The organism is Vasconcelosia minhoensis LEGE 07310 (assembly GCF_015207255.1).
In the GTDB taxonomy this organism is placed as follows: Bacteria; Cyanobacteriota; Cyanobacteriia; order Phormidesmidales; family Phormidesmidaceae; genus Vasconcelosia; species Vasconcelosia minhoensis.
On record NZ_JADEXG010000003.1, the window covers coordinates 1 to 18916 of the forward strand.

Annotated in this window: 20 protein-coding genes and 1 pseudogene; 17 read left to right on the forward strand and 4 right to left on the reverse strand. The window is 57.4% G+C overall.

All coding sequences use genetic code 11. The annotated features are described in order from the left end of the window. Nucleotides 1–189: 189 nt before the first annotated feature. The 12 genes from IQ241_RS01800 (at nucleotide 190) to IQ241_RS01855 (ending at nucleotide 9455) form a co-directional block, all read left to right on the forward strand. Complete coding sequence (locus IQ241_RS01800; RefSeq protein WP_193904703.1) at nucleotides 190–1830, forward strand: CmpA/NrtA family ABC transporter substrate-binding protein; 1641 nt, start codon at nucleotides 190–192, stop codon at nucleotides 1828–1830. A gap of 17 nt (nucleotides 1831–1847) precedes the next feature. Further along, the gene (ntrB, locus tag IQ241_RS01805) at nucleotides 1848–2687 is read left to right on the forward strand and encodes a nitrate ABC transporter permease (protein WP_193904704.1); all 840 of its coding nucleotides are present in this window, start codon (nucleotides 1848–1850) and stop codon (nucleotides 2685–2687) included. Continuing rightward, a complete protein-coding gene (locus tag IQ241_RS01810) occupies nucleotides 2684–3574 on the forward strand; it encodes an ABC transporter ATP-binding protein (protein WP_193904705.1) in 891 nt (296 codons plus the stop codon). The genes ntrB and IQ241_RS01810 overlap by 4 nt, the downstream gene beginning before the upstream one ends. Before the next feature lie 27 nt (nucleotides 3575–3601). Continuing rightward, nucleotides 3602–4045, forward strand: coding sequence for a cyanase (gene cynS, locus IQ241_RS01815; RefSeq protein ID WP_193904706.1), 444 nt, complete (start codon nucleotides 3602–3604; stop codon nucleotides 4043–4045). Between the two features lie 33 nt (nucleotides 4046–4078). After that, nucleotides 4079–4741, forward strand: coding sequence for a HupE/UreJ family protein (locus tag IQ241_RS01820; protein ID WP_193904707.1), 663 nt, complete (start codon nucleotides 4079–4081; stop codon nucleotides 4739–4741). Between the two features lie 93 nt (nucleotides 4742–4834). Further along, nucleotides 4835–5299, forward strand: a complete 465-nt coding sequence (locus IQ241_RS01825; protein ID WP_193904708.1) for a nuclear transport factor 2 family protein — start codon at nucleotides 4835–4837, stop codon at nucleotides 5297–5299. A gap of 249 nt (nucleotides 5300–5548) precedes the next feature. Next, nucleotides 5549–7156: a peroxidase family protein gene (locus IQ241_RS01830; RefSeq protein WP_193904709.1), complete on the forward strand. Its 1608-nt coding sequence runs from the start codon at nucleotides 5549–5551 to the stop codon at nucleotides 7154–7156. A 101-nt stretch (nucleotides 7157–7257) separates the two neighbouring features. Further along, nucleotides 7258–7419 (forward strand): hypothetical protein, encoded by a 162-nt coding sequence (locus IQ241_RS01835; RefSeq protein ID WP_193904852.1) that lies wholly within the window; start codon nucleotides 7258–7260, stop codon nucleotides 7417–7419. A gap of 115 nt (nucleotides 7420–7534) precedes the next feature. Next, nucleotides 7535–8044: a hypothetical protein gene (locus IQ241_RS01840; RefSeq protein WP_322743538.1), complete on the forward strand. Its 510-nt coding sequence runs from the start codon at nucleotides 7535–7537 to the stop codon at nucleotides 8042–8044. Nucleotides 8045–8108: 64 nt separating this feature from the next. Beyond that, the gene (locus tag IQ241_RS25935) at nucleotides 8109–8207 is read left to right on the forward strand and encodes a glycosyltransferase (protein WP_193904711.1); all 99 of its coding nucleotides are present in this window, start codon (nucleotides 8109–8111) and stop codon (nucleotides 8205–8207) included. Between the two features lie 6 nt (nucleotides 8208–8213). Continuing rightward, nucleotides 8214–8873, forward strand: coding sequence for a glycosyltransferase (locus IQ241_RS01850; protein WP_322743548.1), 660 nt, complete (start codon nucleotides 8214–8216; stop codon nucleotides 8871–8873). A 210-nt stretch (nucleotides 8874–9083) separates the two neighbouring features. Beyond that, nucleotides 9084–9455, forward strand: a complete 372-nt coding sequence (locus IQ241_RS01855; protein WP_193904836.1) for a DUF1823 family protein — start codon at nucleotides 9084–9086, stop codon at nucleotides 9453–9455. On the opposite strand, the gene IQ241_RS01860 is transcribed toward IQ241_RS01855, so the two are convergent. After that, on the reverse strand, nucleotides 9452–11248 hold the full coding sequence (locus tag IQ241_RS01860) for a protein kinase domain-containing protein (protein ID WP_193904713.1): 1797 nt from the start codon (nucleotides 11246–11248) through the stop codon (nucleotides 9452–9454). The two genes, IQ241_RS01855 and IQ241_RS01860, sit on opposite strands and share 4 nt — an antisense overlap. 208 nt (nucleotides 11249–11456) lie before the next feature. Between IQ241_RS01860 and IQ241_RS01865 the strand changes: the two genes are divergently transcribed. The 3 genes and pseudogenes from IQ241_RS01865 (at nucleotide 11457) to IQ241_RS01875 (ending at nucleotide 14147) form a co-directional block, all read left to right on the forward strand. After that, on the forward strand, nucleotides 11457–13118 hold the full coding sequence (locus IQ241_RS01865; protein ID WP_193904714.1) for an ABC1 kinase family protein: 1662 nt from the start codon (nucleotides 11457–11459) through the stop codon (nucleotides 13116–13118). 174 nt (nucleotides 13119–13292) lie between these two features. Then, nucleotides 13293–13430: pseudogene (locus tag IQ241_RS26275) on the forward strand (hypothetical protein); the annotation flags it as partial. A 48-nt stretch (nucleotides 13431–13478) separates the two neighbouring features. Beyond that, entirely contained in the window at nucleotides 13479–14147 is a 669-nt protein-coding gene (locus IQ241_RS01875; protein ID WP_193904715.1) for an HAD-IA family hydrolase, read from the forward strand. Here IQ241_RS01875 and IQ241_RS01880 read toward each other — a convergent pair. After that, nucleotides 14100–14852 carry a GUN4 domain-containing protein gene (locus IQ241_RS01880; RefSeq protein ID WP_193904716.1) on the reverse strand — a complete coding sequence of 251 codons (753 nt, stop codon included), beginning with the start codon at nucleotides 14850–14852 and terminating at the stop codon, nucleotides 14100–14102. The two genes, IQ241_RS01875 and IQ241_RS01880, sit on opposite strands and share 48 nt — an antisense overlap. An 84-nt stretch (nucleotides 14853–14936) precedes the next feature. Between IQ241_RS01880 and IQ241_RS01885 the strand changes: the two genes are divergently transcribed. Next, the gene (locus IQ241_RS01885; protein WP_193904717.1) at nucleotides 14937–16358 is read left to right on the forward strand and encodes an NADP-dependent isocitrate dehydrogenase; all 1422 of its coding nucleotides are present in this window, start codon (nucleotides 14937–14939) and stop codon (nucleotides 16356–16358) included. Nucleotides 16359–16388: 30 nt separating this feature from the next. Here the strand turns inward: IQ241_RS01885 and IQ241_RS01890 are convergent, their stop codons facing one another. Further along, complete coding sequence (locus tag IQ241_RS01890; protein ID WP_193904718.1) at nucleotides 16389–17510, reverse strand: hypothetical protein; 1122 nt, start codon at nucleotides 17508–17510, stop codon at nucleotides 16389–16391. A 140-nt stretch (nucleotides 17511–17650) separates the two neighbouring features. Here IQ241_RS01890 and IQ241_RS01895 point away from each other — a divergent pair, with 140 nt between their 5' ends. Beyond that, nucleotides 17651–18379 (forward strand): hypothetical protein, encoded by a 729-nt coding sequence (locus tag IQ241_RS01895; protein ID WP_193904719.1) that lies wholly within the window; start codon nucleotides 17651–17653, stop codon nucleotides 18377–18379. Nucleotides 18380–18393: 14 nt separating this feature from the next. Here IQ241_RS01895 and IQ241_RS01900 read toward each other — a convergent pair whose 3' ends face one another. After that, a complete protein-coding gene (locus tag IQ241_RS01900; RefSeq protein ID WP_193904720.1) occupies nucleotides 18394–18885 on the reverse strand; it encodes a DUF427 domain-containing protein in 492 nt (163 codons plus the stop codon). Between the last annotated feature and the right edge of the window lie 31 nt (nucleotides 18886–18916).

Genomic DNA, 18916 nt, shown 5'->3' on the forward strand with positions numbered 1-18916 from the left:
GGGGATGTACCGACTCAAAACCGTTTTCACAGGTGAGGTGTGTGCCAGAAAGATAGCAGCTCAAACCACCGAGTTGATGATTGAATGTAAGGCGCTCAACCGGATGACGCAGCTCGGAATGCCTGATAGCTACCGCGTTGCAGCCTAGAAAACGACCGAGATGGGAAACCCCTGTCCCTTTCTCAATTCATGCAACAAAGCCCTTCTTCGGCCCAAACCTCATCCCGGTGGGACAATCTCAACTGCGATCGCGGCGAGCTCTCCGACTTGCAGATGGCCTGCATCATCTGCGGCGGTCAGCACTTTACCCGCGACCATTGGGAGTTTATGCAGACCATGCCCGCCGACCCGGTGGATATGGTAGATGACCTGGTCAAGATGGGGCTGTACAAAGAAAATCAGCTGCGGGCCGCCGACTCGGTCAACGCCTACGCGCTGAGAAAGGCGCTGTTCCTGAAAACAGTGGGTCGGGGCGACCCCCAGCGCGAAAAGCTGATTTTGGCCCTGTGCCGGCAGGCGGGCGGGCTAGAGAATGCCTTTTCTGCCGCCTTTGGGCCGCAGGCGGGTCTGTTCTTTGCCGACTCCATTCGCAATAGTGGCCATACGCGGCGAGAGTTTATGCGCAATTTGGCGGTGGGCGCGGCCCTGGTGACGCTGGCCAGCTGCGGCGGCGGCGATTCGGTGACCGAGGAGGTTCCTGACGACCCGGTTTCTACCGAAGGGCTGGAGAAAACCGAGCTGCAGATTGGGTTCATTCCGATTACCTGTGCCACCCCGATCATTATGTCTGAGCCCCTGGGCTTCTACGAAAAGTATGGTTTCAGCGCCAAAGTGGTGAAGATGCCCAGCTGGGGCGCGGTGCGGGATTCTGCGATCGCGGGCGAGCTAGACGCCTACCACATGCTCGCCCCCATGCCGATTGCCATGACCCTGGGCCTGGGGTCTACCGCCTTTGGCGTGAAGCTGGCCAGTATTGAGAATATCAACGGTCAGGCGATTACCGTCGCCGAGCGCCACAAGGGCAAGGTGAATGGCCCCGCCGACTTCAAGGGCTTCACCCTGGGCGTCCCCTTCCCCTATTCCATGCATAATCTGCTGCTGCGCTACTACCTAGCCACGGGTGGACTGGACCCCGACGTCGATGTCAAAATTCGCCCGGTGCCGCCGCCGGACAGCATTGCTCAGATGGTGGCAGGGGACATCGACGCCTACCTGATGCCCGACCCGTTTAACCAGCGGGCGGTCTATGAAGGCGTGGGCTTCATCCACATGCTGACCAAGGAGCTGTGGCCGGGCCATCCCTGCTGCGCCTTTGCCGCCAGCGAGCAGTGGATTAGCGAAAACCCCAATACCTTCCGAGCCTTGAATAAATCGATTATCGAGGCCGCAGGCTATGCCCAAGATCCCAAGAATCGGCCTGAAATTGCGGCGGCCATCTCCGAGCGGGCCTTCCTAAACCAGCCGGTAGAGGTGGTGGAAGCCGTGCTCACCGGTAACTTTGAAGACGGCAACGGCAACACAATGGACGTGCCCGACCGGATTGACTTTGATCCCTACCCCTGGCAGAGCTTTGCCAACTGGATTTCTTCTCAGCTGGTGCGCTGGGACCTCCAGGGCGACGGCGGGGCAGAAACCATCATCCCTGAGCAAGGCTACGACGAAGTGGGCAAGGAAATTTTCCTGACCGATCTGGCCCGAGAGCTGGCCCAAGAGCTGGGTCAGACGCCGCCCTCCGATATCTATCGCACTGAGGAGCTCAAGTTTGACACCTTTGACCCTGAGAATCCGGGCGAGTATGTCGAAAAGCAGGTCAATGAATATGGCGTATAGCGCGGGAGAAATGCACCATGACGGTGAGTGAAGCATCGACCGGATCGTTAATACCTGAGGGCAGAGACTCTCTGCTCAAAAGCGAAGGGTTTAGAGCCTTTGCCCTGTTTATGCTTTCCCTGGGGCTATTCCTGCTGTTCTGGGAAGTCGGTGCCCGCTCAGGCTGGTTCGCCAAGGGGATGCCCACCGCGTCGAAGACCCTGGAGGAGTTCTGGTGGTGGACGACCAATCCCTTTTTTAGGAACGGGCCAAACGACCTGGGGATTGGCTGGAATCTGCTGGTCAGCCTGCGGCGGGTAGCGATTGGCTATCTCCTGGCCTCGGTAGTCGCTGTACCTCTAGGGATATTAATTGGCATTTCACCCATCGCCTACAAAGCGTTTAATCCTTACGTACAGCTGCTGAAGCCGGTTTCACCCCTGGCCTGGCTGCCCCTAGGTCTCTATATCTTTCGCGATTCCGAACTGACTGGAGTGTTCATCATCTTTATCTCCAGCATCTGGCCAACGCTGATCAATACGGCCTTTGGCGTCGCTGGTGTCGATAAAGACTACTTAGATGTGGCCAATACGCTGGGAGCCTCGAGAATGCGGACCATTTTCAAGGTGATTATCCCAGCGGCACTCCCGAATATTGTGTCGGGGCTGCGCGTCAGTATGGGCATTGCCTGGCTGGTGATTGTGGCGGCTGAAATGCTTTTGGGAACCGGGCTGGGCTACTTCATCTGGAATGAGTGGAACAATCTTTATATTCCCAATATTTTAGTCGCCATATTGGTGATTGGTCTGGTGGGTCTGCTGCTAGATAATATCTTTGCCTTTTTGGAGAAAGCGGTCGCATTTGGTCGAAACTCATGAGCTTAGCAACGATGGACGGGGCTATTTCTGAGGAGCAGCGATCTCCCTCCGCTCAGGTCTCGATTCGCAACGTGACCAAGGTCTTCCCCGGCAAAAAAGGCTTTTTCAACAAGCTCACCGGCAAGGCCAGCAGCAACTTCACGGCGATTGAAGAGATCAGCATGGAGATCGAGCCCAACACGTTCGTCACCATTATCGGACCGTCGGGCTGCGGCAAATCGACGCTGCTAAATATGATTGCTGGGCTGATGCCAATTACCGGCGGCGACATCCTGCTCAACGGTGAGCCAATTACCGGGCCGGGGCCAGACCGGGGCATGGTGTTCCAAAACTACGCCCTGATGCCCTGGATGACCGTGGCAGAAAATATTCGATTTGCGGTGGAAACCGTCGATCCGAAAATTTCGGCCAAGCGGCGCGATCGCATTATCAAAGAGCATATCCAGCTGGTTGGCCTGACTGGGGCTGAGAAAAAGCATCCCCATGAGCTCTCCGGCGGCATGCGGCAGCGGGTCGGCATCGCCCGAGCCCTGGCCATCAACCCGCAAATCCTACTGATGGACGAGCCCTTCGGCGCGCTGGACGCCCTCACCCGCGGCTTTCTCCAAGACGAAATTGAGCGGATCTGGGAGCAGCAGCGCAAAACGGTGATCATGATTACCCACAGCATCGAAGAAGCCCTGCTGCTGTCCGATCGCATCGTGATGATGACCCGTGGCCCCGCCGCCCGGGTGGACGAAATCCTGGAGATCCCCTTCCCCCGACCCCGCAATCGAGAAACCATCGAACAGTATCCGGCCTATTCGGGGCTGAAGGCGGAGATGGAGCGCCATTTGTTCCGCGAGACGCGGGCGGTGGAAGAGGCGAGGATTGGGGGGAAGAAATAAACTTTGACATATCAAAGAGGACAAACTATGCCATTCCCAGAAGTCACAGAAAAGCTGCTCGCGGCTAAAAAAGCCAAAGGCCTCTCCTTTGCCGACCTCGAAGCCAAGGTAGGTCGCGATGAGGTTTGGATTGCGTCGGTGATCTACCGGCAGGCCAGCGCTTCTGAGGAAGAAGCCACCAAAATTGTCGAGGCGATTGGGGCAGACTCGGCCTTCATTGAGCCGCTGACGGAATGTCCGGTGAAGGGCGGTTTAGACCCGCTGGTGCCGACCGACCCGCTGATGTATCGCTTTTACGAAATCATGCAGGTCTACGGGATGCCGGTGAAAGCGGTGGTGCATGAGCATTTCGGCGACGGCATTATGAGCGCGATTGATTTCTCGATTGACGTTGAGCGGGAGGAAGATCCCAAGGGCGATCGCGTCAAAATCATTATGTGCGGCAAGTTCCTACCCTATAAGAAATGGTAGATTGCGAGGACTGATATATTGGCGAGAAAGCATATGGTTAAGCACACATTTTCTGCTCTGTTTAAGTTTTGGAATAGCCGGGTGGCTTTAGCCATTGGGCTAGCAGGCATCAGTTCAATCGCGTTGGTTGAGCCAGCCTTGGCCCACCACCCGATGGGCGGGGCTCTACCCGCTAATCTGTTCGAGGGGCTAATGTCCGGACTGGCCCACCCCATCCTCGGCCCCGACCACTTTGCCTTCATTGTAGCGGTCGGGCTGCTGGCTGCTGTCACCAACCTGGGCGGTTTGATTCCCGTAGCCTTTGTGCTATTGGGGCTGGTGGGCACGGGTCTGCATCTGGCGGCGGTCACTTTGCCGATGCCTGAGGTTTTCATTTCGGCTTCGGTACTGGGCTCTGGCCTGATGCTGGCATTGCGGCAGCGGCCACCGCTGACGGTACTGCTCGGGCTGGCGGCGATCGCGGGTCTCTTCCACGGCTACGCCTATGGTGAGGCGATCATTGGCGCTGAGATGACGCCGCTGATTGCCTACCTGGCGGGCTTTACTTTGATTCAGCTGGCGATTTCCCTGGCGGCGTTTTGGCTGGGGCGTTCACTGCTCAAGCAGGCGTCTCAGACGGGACTAACCTTCCGCTTCGCCGGATTTACGATTTTTGGAGCCGGAACTGCATTTTTAGCCTCGACCGTTTTGAGCTAAGGCGGTCAGCAACCCGTTCGAGTCGGCGCACCGGACAGCGAGGGCTGTCCGGTGCTATGGATTCAGTGTTCTGAGATTTGAACCACAATACCGATGAAAAAGCTAGTCCCTCCCTTTGACCGGGAAAGCGCGATCGCAAAAGTGCGCATGGCTGAAGACGCCTGGAACAGTCGTGACCCCGACAAGGTTTCGATGGCCTATACCGAAGACAGCCATTGGCGCAACCGGGCCGAAATCTTTCAGGGCCGCGAGACGATCCGCGCCTTCCTGCGGCGCAAATGGGATAAAGAACTCGACTATCGGCTGGTCAAAGAGCTGTGGGCCTACGGCGAAAACCGGATCTCTGTCCGCTTTCAATACGAATGGCATGATGATGCAGGCCATTGGTACCGCGCCTACGGCAATGAAAACTGGGAATTCGACGAAACTGGCCTGATGCGGCGGCGGGAGGCCAGCATCAACGATCGACCGATTCAGGCAGAAGATCGCCGCTTCCACTGGCCCGCCCCCGGCCCCAGACCTCAGGATCATCCGGGGCTGATCAACTCTCCCGTTTGAGAATGCAGCCGCAGTTCGGCTTCACGAGTTCTTCCCGATTTAAATTTATGCTGCACCCATATCGCTAGATCAGTCTAGTAACGATACGGGTGCAGTTGCTTTTGGCGCGTCATCTTAGATGGTGCGCTGTCGCTGTGCAGCAATACTGATTGTCCTAAGGAATGTGGACAAAGGTATCAATTTATCACGAACTACAGCGTCGATCTTAGTATGGCTGATAGGTTTTGACCTTTATAAAATCGCAACGCTATGGCTAGAGATACTTCCCGAGACGGCTTCAGAAATAAGCTTGAAACCTTTGCGCTAACGAATTTCAAGGGGCTATGGAATTTTATCCAGCGTACCGACGCCCTTGAGAGCAGCGTCAATAAATTTTTAATCAACAACGCTATTTACAAAATTCCGACCCGGCCCTTTCCCTACAGCATGATGACGCTGGAAGAGCATATTCCAGACACCGACATTCCCAAAAAGACCGACACCTATACCTCCTGGGATTCGCTCACCGATCGCACCTATACCGGCCGTCATCTGCCGCCCGCCCCCGCCTTCAACCGCTCAGAGGCCCTACCCGAGCCCGAAGCCCTGGCGGTTTTATTTCGTAAAAAAGGCGGTGAAACCCGCTTCTCAGAAAAATCGACGCTGCTTTTTCCCTACTGGGTGCAGTGGTTTACCGATGGTTTCTTGCGTACCGAGCGCAACAATCGGCTTAAGAACACGTCCAACCATCAGATCGACCTGTCGCCCGTCTATGGCCTGACTCGTAAAGCCAGCCATCTGCTGAGAACCTTTCAGGGCGGCAAGCTGAAAAGCCAGATCATCAATGGAGAAGAGTATCCCCAGTTTTATTACGAAGACCCCGAGCAGGATATCGTCAAAGCAGAGTTTAAGGGTCTCTACGAGCCACTCAATGACGAGCAGCGGCTGCCGCCGGAAAAGAAGGCCATGCTGTTTGCCATGGGGGTAGAGCGGGCCAATGTTCAGATTGGCTACGTCATGCTTAACGTTCTATGCCTGCGGGAGCATAACCGCATCTGCGACCTGCTGGCCCAAGCCTACCCTGACTGGGATGACGAGCGGCTGTTCCAAACGGCTAGAAATATCGTGGTCGTCACGATTATGAAAATTGTGGTGGAAGAATATGTCAACCACATTACCCCCTACCATTTCAACTTCAAAGTCGATCCGTCGGCCTTTACCCATGAAAAATGGTACCGCCAGAACTGGATGAGTATTGAATTTGACTTTGTCTACCGCTGGCATAGTGCCCTGCCGGAGACGCTGGTGTACGACGGGCAGTCGGTGCCGATGGTCGCTTCGCTTTGGCATAACCAAATGCTCACCAGTCGGGGCCTAGCCGCCCTGATGGCAGAGACCTGTGCCCAGCCTGCGACCCAGATTGGATTGTTCAATACCCCAGAATTCTTAGTAGACCTGACGGAAGTGCCCAGCATTCGCATGGGGCGGCAGGTGCAGCTGGCCAGCTATAATGATTATCGCGAAATGTGTCAGTTCCCGCGCGTGACTGACTTTGACCAGATTAGCCGCGATCGCGACACCCAAAAATACCTCAAAGACTTCTACGGCACGGTAGACAACATCGAATTCTACGTCGGCCTCTACGCCGAGGACGTTCGCCCCAATTCAGCTTTAGGGCCTCTCGTGGGTCGCCTAATCGGCATTGATGCATTCTCTCAGGTGCTGACCAATCCACTCCTAGCCGATACCATTTTTAATCAAGACACCTTTTCACCGGTAGGCTGGGAGAGCATTCACGAAACCCGGTCTCTCGAAGACATTGTTCATCGCAACATCCCTCAGACTGGGGAGCTGCCTAATATCACCTTTTACCGATAGTTAGGAACCTGATTCTATCTCCCTCTCCCGACTTGGGAGAGGGCCGGGGTGAGGGCAATCCGAGAGTCCTCAAAAATAGAAGTTATTCAATCGCTATTTCCATGAAACGCTTTACCGAATATCCCGAAAAAGAAGAGCAACAGTATACCGAGCAGGTGGTTCAGGCCGCAACACTACTACGGCTTCTTTACCTCGGTGATGAAAGGCCGGATTTTCCCACTACTTTGGCTGCTGTTGCACCCCAAACAGTTTTCAGCCCTTAGGTCGATTACCCACCGCTACCCCAAGAGTTTGCTCACCGAGCGCTACTGGAGCGGATCGGCCTCTGCCCTAGGATTGCCGACGAACTTCGATCCAGCGCAGCCAGGGAACGTTCCTGTGACCTATCCCGCTGTGGTTAAGTATGCTTTCACACCGGTGTCGAGTACGCCGCCCTATGACCGGCTGCCTGAGCAGGCTAGACCGAAGGCGGATCGCGATCGCGCCCAGTCCGCAGCTAAACAGGGCGCTCAGGACAACTACTATCGCGAGGAGCTGATCCAAAATTTGGCAAGCCCAGAGGCCAAACACTGCTGGGCGTTTGAAATTCAGCTACAAACCCAGCCGCAGATGCCAATTGACGACGTTACAGTCGTGTGGCCAGAAAAAAAAGCGCCGTTCTTCAAGGTGAGTCGGCTAACGGTGGCGCATCAGACGGTCAATTTCGAGCAGCAGTGCGACTTTTGCGAAAACCTCCGCTTCTCTCCCTGGAATGGTCTGGCCGCCCATCGGCCGGTGGGTGCTCTGAACCGTCTGCGCAGTCAAGTCTATACGCTAGTCGGCAAATATCGTCAGCAAAAGCGCGGGGTTGACGATCAAGAACCGACAGGTGAAGAAAACTTCAAATAGCAATGTGCCCAGCGAATTTGATTTGAATCTGGGTACCTTGGGCTTAGGTAGCCAGGACTGACCCATGGACTCGCGCAGCGTATTTTCAGAGCTAGATTTTACCGTCGTTTTGCCGACTTACAACGGGGCTAGCCGAATCCCGCAGGTACTGGAGAAGCTGTGATCGCAGATTACCCCTGATGCCTTTCGCTGGGAAATCATCGTGGTGGACAATAACAGCCAGGATGACACCGCTGCCGTCGTCCGGCAGTTTCAGCGAGACTGGGATAGCCCAGCTCCCCTACAATATGTCTTTGAACCTGAACAGGGGCTGGCCCACGCGCGTCAGTGCGGCGTTGAACAAGCCAGGGGCATCCACATCGGTTTTTTAGACGACGATAACTGGCCTGCAGAAAACTGGGTCGCAGCCGCCGCTAAGTTTGGCCAGACCCATCCCCAGGCCGGGGCCTACGGCAGCCGCATTCAAGGCGCGTTTGAAACGCCGCCCGATGAAACCGTTGAACCGCTGCTGAGCTTTCTAGCGATTCGAGATCACGGCGACCGGGCCTATGAATTTCAGCCAACCCAGATTGAGCTGCCGCCCGGGGCAGGGTTAACCGTTCGTAAAGCGGCCTGGCTGGCCTGCATTCCCAAAACGCTGGTGAATATTACCCGGTCTGGCAATGACTATGAAATTTCGTTGCGCATGGCTAAACGGGGCTGGGAGATTTGGTACAACCCAGAAATGAAAGTTGAGCACTTCATCCCAAACAGTCGGCTCCAGCGGGAATATCTCCTAAAGCTCACTCACCTCTACGGACTCTGCACCTGTAAGCTGCTAATTGTATAAATTCGATGTCAACGGCTTCTACTTCTGTTTGTATATCAGGTGCCGGATTTTGATAGGGGTGCTGGTATAGCTCTAGTAGCGCCAGTCAATCCTGAGCATATTCCTGAACATGCATTACAACAGCGTTTGACTGCTCTGAAATGGTTCAGCTTAGGGCTACTGCATGCAGAGCAATACTGTAGAATTCTGAGCAGGTGTAACTGACCTATGATGACCGACCTGCCGCCGCTGACCCTAGAAACAGTCCGGGCTATCCTGAATGAAGAACTGCCCGACCGCACCGTCAATCAGCTGGTCTGGCACTATCTGGGCTACCGCTACCAGCCTGAGCATGAGACCTGGGAAGCACCAACAAATTCCGTTTGGGCCGAAAAGTTTCCTCAGCCACCGGACTTTATCGAGAGCCGCCCGGCGACGGTGCAGCTGACCCGCTCCATTCCTAAGGAAAATAAGCAGCTGCTGAAGCAGGTGCTCGGGTTCAAAGGCTACAGCGTCGATCAGCTCGTGCCTCGGCTGACGCGGCGGGCGACGATGGCAAACTGGTTGCTGAGCGCTTTGCAGGAGCGGGGGGAGTTGGACTAGCGATCGCGCACGTAAATATGCACAAAGCCGTACTGGTTGCGCTCGATTACGCCTTCAAAGCCGCCTTTTTTGAGCCGGTAGCGATCGCGCGCTCCCGTTCTCACGTCGTCCAGCCCCTGCTCGATTTTTTTGCTGGAGCTGCCGTTTAGCATCCCAATTAGGGTCGAGCGCATAATCAGCCGGTCGTAGGCGGGAGAGAAGGCGGCTTCGGCCTGCTGCACTTGACCAGACTCCAGGTCGTAAACATAGGCCAAGCTGGCCCGGTTGGGCACTAGGTCGTAAACAGCAGTGCGAAAGCGGTCGTTGCTGGACTGGCGGGTCGGGGAACCGAGGCGATCGCGAATTTGACTGGCGGCGGTGCCGGGGGCAAATCCGGGGACGGCGGCGATTGAATTCCCTCCGCCGGGCTGAGCTTCTGCCGGGCTGCCCCGATTGGCCAGCAGCAGCGGCAGTGATGAAGCCCGCCTAGCCGACGGGTCGGGAAGGGGCAAGCCGTTCTCCCAGGGAGGGTCATCCTCGTCCTCGTCGTCCTCGTCGTCATCCTCTGAGTCCGAGTTATCCTCTAGATCTGAACCGTCAGCGGGTTCTGGCAGTTTGGGCCTAGGCTCAGCTTCCTGGGATGGCGGCTCGATTTTGGGCAGGTTTACTTCTGGCAGCCGCCTTTCGGGAAGAGAAGGTTTGGGCAGGTTAGCGAGTCCGGTGGAAAGCTGCTGCACCAGCCAAAAACCGCCTAGCCCAAAGGTAGCGATTGCTGCGATCGCGCCGAGCGCCATTACTGGAGCGCAGCCGCAGCCGGGGCGGCGAGCAGGCGCTGCGGGTTCTGACAGGGGCGGCGTTACCGCAACGGTTGAGCGCGTAGGTTGAGCCGACGCAGACCGGTAGGCAGGCGCCGCGACCTGAGTTGGCCCGGTAGCACCCGCTGCAATCGGAGGTTGCGATCGCAGATTAAATTGGTCAGGGACAGCGGCAGCAGTCGCCGATAGCAGCGCTAGCCAGCGGGCGACTGACTGGGGCCGGTCCTTTAGCTGAATCGCCATGCCCCGCTGAATTGCCTGCTCCACCCTAGGGCTGAGGTCGGGGCGAAGCTGGCTGGGAGGAATCAGAGGCTGATGCGATCGCAGCACCGCTGCTATCGGCACCTCAGCCGTCACTAGCGTATAGAGCGTCGCGGCCAGCCCGTAGACATCCGTGGCGGGCGATCGCTGCGCCCGGGGCACGTACTGCTCCACCGGCGCATAGCCGTCGGTAACAATGCTGGTATGGGTGGTCGAGGGATTCGCCGTTAGCTCTCGGGCAATGCCGAAGTCAATCAGAATCGCCTCGCCCGTGAGGTCGTGCACCATGATGTTGTGGGGCTTGACATCGCGGTGCAGCAGCCCCTTGGCATGAACCGCCTGCAGCGCCTGGCCAATCTGCCGAATGTATTGCAGCGCCGTTGCCTCGGCCAGCGGCTGAGCCGGAGACACCAGGTCCGCCAGCGATCGACCGGGGATGTAGTCCATTACCATGTAAGGCAGTCCGGCTTCGACAAAAAAGTCGGTCACCCGTACCACATTGGGATGGACGCAGAGCGCTAGCCGCCGCGCTTCGTCCTGAAACTGCCGCTGCAGCTGTGGCGCTTCTGCTGAGGCCAGGGCCGTTTGATTTAGCGTTTTGACCACAACCACCTGGTCTAAGACCGTCTGGTGAGCCCGAAAGGTCAGCCCAAAGCCGCCCTGCCCGATCACCCGATCGAGCTGGTATTTGCCCCCTTGCAGCAGCTTTCCCACTAGCGGCGCATCTCCTAGGTTCACTACAGGTCTTTGGCGGCCTCAGTCTACGCTAGCCCACCCTATCTTCACTCGTCATCCTACAGATTCCCGACCTTTCGCCGCCGTTACGGACAGGCTGGTCGGGGCCGGTTTCAATTGGTGGTAGAGGCCGGTTTGAAACCGGCCTCTACATTGTCCCAACTCCCCCCAAATTTCGTTAGGATCGCTTTATCACCGCGAGCGCTAAACCATGCTGACACCGCAAATTCTCACGCCGCGAATTATCTCGCGCCAGGGTGAGATCATCGAGGTCTTTCTCCGTCACGGCTGGGACTACATGCGCCGATTGGTCAGCGGCAGTGCACCCGACGAGCCCGACCTGCCCCCGCCCGCCGTCCTGCGCAACATTCTGATTGACCTAGGGCCGGTCTACATCAAGCTGGGCCAGCTGCTCAGCACCCGCCCTGACCTGCTTTCGCCTGCCTACATCGAAGCTCTCAGCACGCTGCAATCAACCGTGCCGCCGGTACCCGCCGCTGAGATGGAAATCTTTATTCGGCAGCAGCTGGCGCAGCCGCCAGAGGACCTGTTTGCCGAGATTGACTATAGCGCGATCGCGGCAGGCTCCATCGGTCAAACCCACAAGGCCGTACTCCAATCCGGGCAGCCGGTGGCGCTCAAGGTTCGCCGCCCCGGCATCGAAATCCAGATCAAGCGCGACGTTGATCTGATCAAAGACATTGCCCGGCTGGTTGCCACCACCCAGTTTGGCCAGCGCTACAATGTGGTATCCCTGGCCGAAGAGTTCAGCACGGCCCTATTTGCCGAGTTAGACTTCTCCACCGAAGCCAGCTATACCGATCGGCTGCGACTGTCGTTACAGAATAGCAAATGGTTTGACCCCAAACAGCTGGTTGTGCCGCAGATCGTCTGGTCCCTGACCGGGCCAAATCTGCTGGTCATGGAATGGCTAGAGGGTAAGCCGCTGCTGACTGCGGCAATCGGCGAGGGGCCATTACTCAACGGAGCAGAAACTAAACGTCAGGCGGTCACAACGCTACTGTTTCGAGCCTTCTTTCAACAGTATTTTGTCAACGGCTTCTTCCATGCCGACCCGCATCCGGGCAATGTGTTTTACCTCAAAGACGGGCGAGTGGCGCTGCTCGACTGCGGCATGATGGGCAGCATCGACCCGCAGACCCGAGCAGCGCTAACCGAAATGGTACTGGCCATTGTCAACTCTGATGCCCAGCGCTGTACTCAGCTGACGCTACAGCTAGCCGAGCCGATAAAGCCCGTCAATCTGGTCCAGCTTGAAAGCGACTACAGCCGCTTACTCAGCCGCTACTACGGCCTCAATCTCGACCAGATTAATACCGCCGAAGCCTTCAGCGCAATCCTCGATGCCGGGACTCGCAACCATCTCCGCTGGCCGGCTAATATTGGCCTGTTTACCAAGTCCTTGGCGAATTTGGAAGGCGTTGCCCTCCAGTTTAACCCCGCCGTCAATCTGGTGGAAGAAATTCGACCCCTGATGGTAGACCTTTTCCGTCAGCAGCTGATTGGCGACGACCCGCTGCAAACGCTGCTGCGCACCGGCCTGGAATTTCGTAACCTATCAATGTCAGCGCCACGACAGTTTGGCTTCTTGCTCGATCGCCTCAGCGACGAAACCCTAAGCTGGAATGTCAATATCCAGAGCCTCAGTTCGGTGCAGCGGAGCATCGAGCAGGCGGCCAATCGTCGGGCCTTTAGCACCGTTGTCGCTGCCCTAATTATCGGCGCGGCGATTATCTCAACCGGTCAGCAAACGAGCCAGCTTCAGTGGCTTAGCAACTCGTTGTTTGCAGCCGCGACGCTGTTGGGAATCTGGTTAATCATCAGCATTCTGCGTTCGGGCCGCTGGCGTTAACGGGCCAGCGATGAGGCTAGAAACAGACGCTGAGCGACAGGCTGAGCAGGGAGCCTACACGCTTGAGACGCTGAGCCTCAAAACTAAGCTCAGCTTAGCTCAACGCTATGGGATAGAGCAGCCAGAACATGCGGCTAGCCAGCCGACTCGACTGCTGAATGGCCAGCCCAAACCTTCAAGCTGCATAGCTTGGGACTCACCACCTCTCAGGCTAACCGAGTCAGCCCGTACTGTTTGCTCTATCGCCAATATTTCAGCACCATGCTGGCATATAACACACCAGCAGACTATGCCCCTATGATGGCTCTATGATGATCTGATAGCGGCACAAATTTAGGCAGGCTGTTCTAACTCAATCGCGTGGCATTCTTAATTTTTGACTTTGACGGCACCATCGCCGATACGCTCGATGCAATTGTGCGAATCACGAACCGGCTGGCAGCCGAATATGGCTACCCCCAGACTACGCCAGAGCGACTCAAGTACTATCAGACGCTGAATACTCAAGAGCTGCTAAAGCAGTCGGAAATTCCGTTCTATCAGCTGCCGTTTTTACTCCGCCGCGTCCGGCGAGAGCTAGGAGCAGAGGTCACTTCAATTTTACCAATTGCGGGCCTGCCAGAAGCCCTTCGAGCGCTGGCAGCAGAGCATCAGCTCGTGATTGCCAGCTCTAACTCGCCCCGCAATATCCAATTTTTCCTGGAGCAGCATCAGCTCAGTAGCGTGTTTAACTCGGTCTACGCCAATGTGGGGCTATTGGGCAAGGCTCGGGTGCTGAACCGGCTGCTCCGGCGGCTGCGGCTGGAGGCGCAGACAACGCTGTATGTCGGCGATGAGACCCGCGATATCGAAGCGGCGCGGCAGGTAGGAATCGCGATCGCGGCGGTCAGCTGGGGCTTCAGCAGTCGGCAAGCCCTGGCTAAGCACAATCCGACGTTTCTAGTGGATGCGCCCGGTCAGCTGGTCGAGACCGCACAGCACCTAGCGGACCTCGCCATCCCCGACCCAGGCCGGATGCGCCAGGAGTGAAGCCATCATCCGAACGCCACGGAGCTGGTTAGATAGGGGCAAATGCCCCACCGGCGCGGAGAGGTCCCAGATAAATTCGTTGGGGTAGCGCGTCCAGGCGCCGTCCGTTCGCCAGGCTAACTGCTGCCAGAGCCGCTCCCAGTCCTGGCCGACCCGGAGCCAGATAGCCCGCTGCTGGGAAAAGCCAAAGCGGTCTTCAGAGTAGACCCGCCAAAGCCGATCGAGGGTTTGCAGGTCACTCATGGGAAAGCCGTCTACCTCGGTGAAGTAAACCCATTTGCGCTGGATAGCGTCGGCCCCGGCCAGCTCGCACAGCTTTTGCAGGGTCAGGCGGTCGGCGGTTTGGTAGTCTTTCTGCACCAGCCGCTGCTGTAGCTCGTCATAGCTGATGCCGCGATCGGACTGGGGAGTGACGATGCCCTGGGGCAGCTCGGTTGCCAAAAAGGACTGGGCGACCTGGGAGGAATGCTGTGCCAGCAGCTGATAGATTTTGCCCTCAACCGGCTGGGGTTGTTGGGGCTGGCGCGATCGCAGCCGCTGGATCAGCAGCGGCACGCCCACCTCGCCGGCCTCAGCCAGCGCCAGCGCCGCCGCCAGCTGCTTTTTCAGGCTTTCGGTGCTCAGCTGGTCAGCTAAAGCTCTCAGTTCTAAAGCGGCAGCGTCCTCCCCTTCAATGGAAAACGTATCCGCTGAAAAATTGCTCATTTCAAACTCAATTGGCACTATAGCCATCCTAACGGTATACTGTTCGCCTGAATGTGCTGCCCCATTTTCTCACTTTCTGTACTGATGTACCAAAAAATTAAGCCCCCTCAGGGCGATCGCATTCGTTTCGAAAATGCCCAGCCCGTCGTCCCCGACCATCCGATTGTTCCTTTCATCCGCGGCGATGGCACCGGCGTCGATATTTGGCCGGCGGCGCAGAAGGTATTCGACGCAGCAATTGCAGCAGCCTACGGCGGTCGGCGTAAAATCGCTTGGTTTAAGATTTACGCTGGCGATGAAGCCTGCGACCAGTACGGCACCTATCAGTATCTGCCGGATGATACTCTCAGCGCCATCCGCGAATACGGCGTCGCGATCAAAGGCCCGCTGACCACCCCCGTCGGTGGCGGCATCCGCTCGCTCAACGTGACCCTGCGGCAGATCAACGACCTCTACGCCTGCGTTCGCCCCTGCCGCTACTATCCCGGCACCCCCTCACCCCACAAAACGCCTGAGAAGCTCGACATTATCGTCTATCGAGAAAACACCGAAGACATCTATTTGGGCATTGAGTGGAAGCAGGGCAGCGAGCAGGGCCAGCGTCTGATCGAGCTGCTGAATACGGACCTGATTCCATCGACGCCGGAGCATGGTCAGAAGCAAATTCCACTCGATTCGGGCATCGGCATCAAGCCAATTAGCAAACACGGTTCGCAGCGGCTGGTACGACGAGCGATCCAACATGCGCTGCAGCTGCCGCCAGAGAAGCAGATGGTGACGCTGGTCCATAAGGGCAATATCATGAAGTATACTGAAGGCGCCTTCCGCGACTGGGGTTACGAGTTGGCGACGCAGGAATTTCGCCAGGAATGCGTGACCGAGCGTGAGTCTTGGGTGCTCAGCAATCGGGAACAGGACCCCGATATTTCCCTAGAAGCCAATGCTCGCAAGATTGAGCCCGGCTACGACGCCCTGACCCCCGATAAGAAAGCGGCGATCCAGTCAGAAGTCAAAGATATCCTCGATGCGATCTGGGACAGCCACGGCAGCGGCCAGTGGCGACAAAAAATTATGGTCAATGACCGCATTGCCGACAGCATTTTTCAGCAGATTCAAACCCGCCCTGATGAATATTCCATCCTGGCGACGATGAATCTCAATGGTGACTACCTCTCAGACGCCGCTGCCGCCATTGTCGGCGGTCTGGGTATGGGACCGGGGGCCAACATCGGCGATCGCTGCGCTATCTTCGAGGCCACCCACGGGACCGCCCCCAAGCACGCTGGCCTAGACCGGATTAACCCTGGCTCGGTCATCCTCTCGGGGGTAATGATGCTCGACTACCTGGGCTGGACTGAAGCGGCCGAGCTGATCCGGCAGGGGATAGGAGACGCGATCGCCCAGCGTCAGGTGACCTACGACCTAGCTCGAATGATGGAACCCGCTGCCGAGCCGCTGAAGTGCTCTGAATTTGCTGACGCCATTATCGCCAACTTCTCAGACTAGGTTTTCAGCCTAGGACAGTAGGCATTGCCGCTAGGGGTTCTGCTGCTGATTCTGCGGCTGATTCGACAGGCCCAGCGGATCTGAAAAGGTGTTGATTTGTCCCCCGCCGATCGGACGCCCGCCCGGCGGGCGTCCGATCGAATAAGCCGAAGGTTGGGTACCCACCGACGGCGGCAGCGACGGCTGGGGCAGGGTCCGCTGGACATTTGGCAGATTGGCATTGGGCACAGTGGTCTGGCGGGGCACCCTGCTGCCGAAGGCGCCAGGTGCAGCCGGTTCTAAATTATTAAAGCCACCGGGCGCCGCATTGCTAAACTGGGGTAGATTGATTGACGCCGGAGGACGATAGCCCGTTGTCCCCGGTGGCGGCGACATTTCGGGCGTTGTCCGCAGGAAGTTGATCGAGCCCCCCGGCAGCTGGGCCGGAGAAACGCCCTGCTGGCTAAACGGAGCCGCCGCTTCAGCCGATATGACTGAGCTGTCACTGTTCTCCCGGTCGGCACTATTCGCATTGCTAGAAGAGCGGCTAGCCGACTGGGCAGGCCGCGGCGGGTTCGCTGCATTCTGACTCTGGAGCCGCTCTGCGATCGCTTGGCCCAGGGCGCTGGAGGTCGAATTCGGGGCTGGGCCTGTTATTAGCGGTCGTCTACTGCTGGCCTCGGGAGCAGCGGGCATGCCTGGTAGAAAAGGTACCTCAGGGGACGCAGAATTCTCAGGTCCAGCGCCAATGAAGCGATACTGATCAAGATAGGCGGCAAAGGGGCTATCGGACTGGCCACTGGCACCACGGCCGCCATCAGCCGCTGAGAGGTCTGAGCCAGTACCAGCAGCCGAACCGATCCGGGCTCGCTCGAGCAGAGAAGGTGAACCCGCCGTTTCGGGATTTAGGCTGGCACCGTTCAGCAGCGCATTTAGCGATTGTAAATCGAGTCCGCCTAATTCTTCTTCAGGCAGCAGAATTGCTTCATCATCGACCGTCGCCTCGTCGAGACCGGGTGGCCTGCGGAGTGATTCTAGCCAAGCGGGATTGCTGCGATATTCCCAGATAAAAGCCGCGATCAGCGCCATGGCTAAAACTGGACACCAGACTAGAGGACTGCCTAGCGGTCGGAGTCGCGCCGGCAGATATCGGAGAGAAGGAGGTAAAGCCATAGGTTTAACTCAGCTGGCAAATTATTAATATTTTTTCTGAAACCGCACCGCCTGTGCCTCCATTATAGGTCTTAGTCTCTGAGATGACGTACGCTTTAAAGCAGCGATGATCCACTGTAGTCTTTTCTTATTGAGCAGGCATGACTTCTGAACCCGACCGGTTACCCGATCAGCCGCCTAGAGCTCAGCGCCGAGTGTCATTTAAAATTGGAAAATCTGATCAGCCGGTCAGCGGTCAGGCTGCTCGGGCCGATACCCACTCGCCACCAACCCTACCGAGCCAGCCTTGGCCTGGCGCGTCAGCGGCGGGACCGGCACCAGCGCTGCCTCGACTCAAGCAGGTGGCGATGAACAGTCATCGCCACGAGGTCAACCCGGCCTTGGCGATTGGCCTGCTCGGCGACATTCAGGCGGTCATCTTGACCTGGCAGGATGAGCTGCGCCAGGTTGTCAGCGGCATTCATGCCCTGTACGATGAGGGGCCTATTGTAGACGGTTGGCTAGAAACCTGTAGGGCTGGGAAACCCCTTCCAGGGCCGGGTAGCAGCCCCAATGCGGATCTGCTCCGCCACGGCGATACTGCCGACCTGATGGACTATGTTGAAACGCTGGAAGCCAACCCAGCTGGGCCGCCAGCCACAGCCAACAGCACTGACGTAGCCCAGTATCGCTTTTGCTGCCTAGATGAAGAAGGCAAAATCCAATCGCAGCTCTGCCCACCGGCTCAGCTAACAACGGTTAGTACCGCGATCGCGCGTCACCAAAAGCTACGCCAGCTGCTCAGCCAGAAGCAATATCTAGAGGCAAAACTCAAGCGCGCCGTAACGGGTCTGACGACGGTGCGAGATGAGCTCGTGCCCCCCCGATAAGCGCTACTCCCTGCTTACCAACCCCAGGTTCCCACTGCCCCCTTAAAGGGGCCGACAATATTTTGCGTAATCCAGCCGCCGTAAAAGTCCCCAGGCTGAGCCTGCACGGCTTCCCCATCGACGGTGCAGTCTACTCGGCTAGGATAGAAAGCGAGGTAGTCCTGAATCGGTTGGAAGGACTGGGTGGGCTGAGGATAGGCCCAGGCGACGTTGGCGGCGATACGAGCGCCTACCGTGAGCGTGTAATAGGTGGCCAGCCCCTTCCATTCGCAAAAGGTCTGCCGGGCCGTCAGCTGCAGGTACTGCATTTGCACGTCGGCCGGGGGAATGTAGTAGACCGGCGGATGGCTGGTTTCGAGCACTCGCTGCGATCGCTGGGTTTCAGCGATGATCGTCTGGTTGAACTGGATCAGAATGTGCTGACTGCTGGCTTCGAGAGCAGGCGGCCGGGGATAGTCCCAAACGGATTCTTGTCCCGGGCCAGGCGGGGTGCGTGAGATTGACATAGGTCCAGCAAGCGACCGACGGACGGGGTAA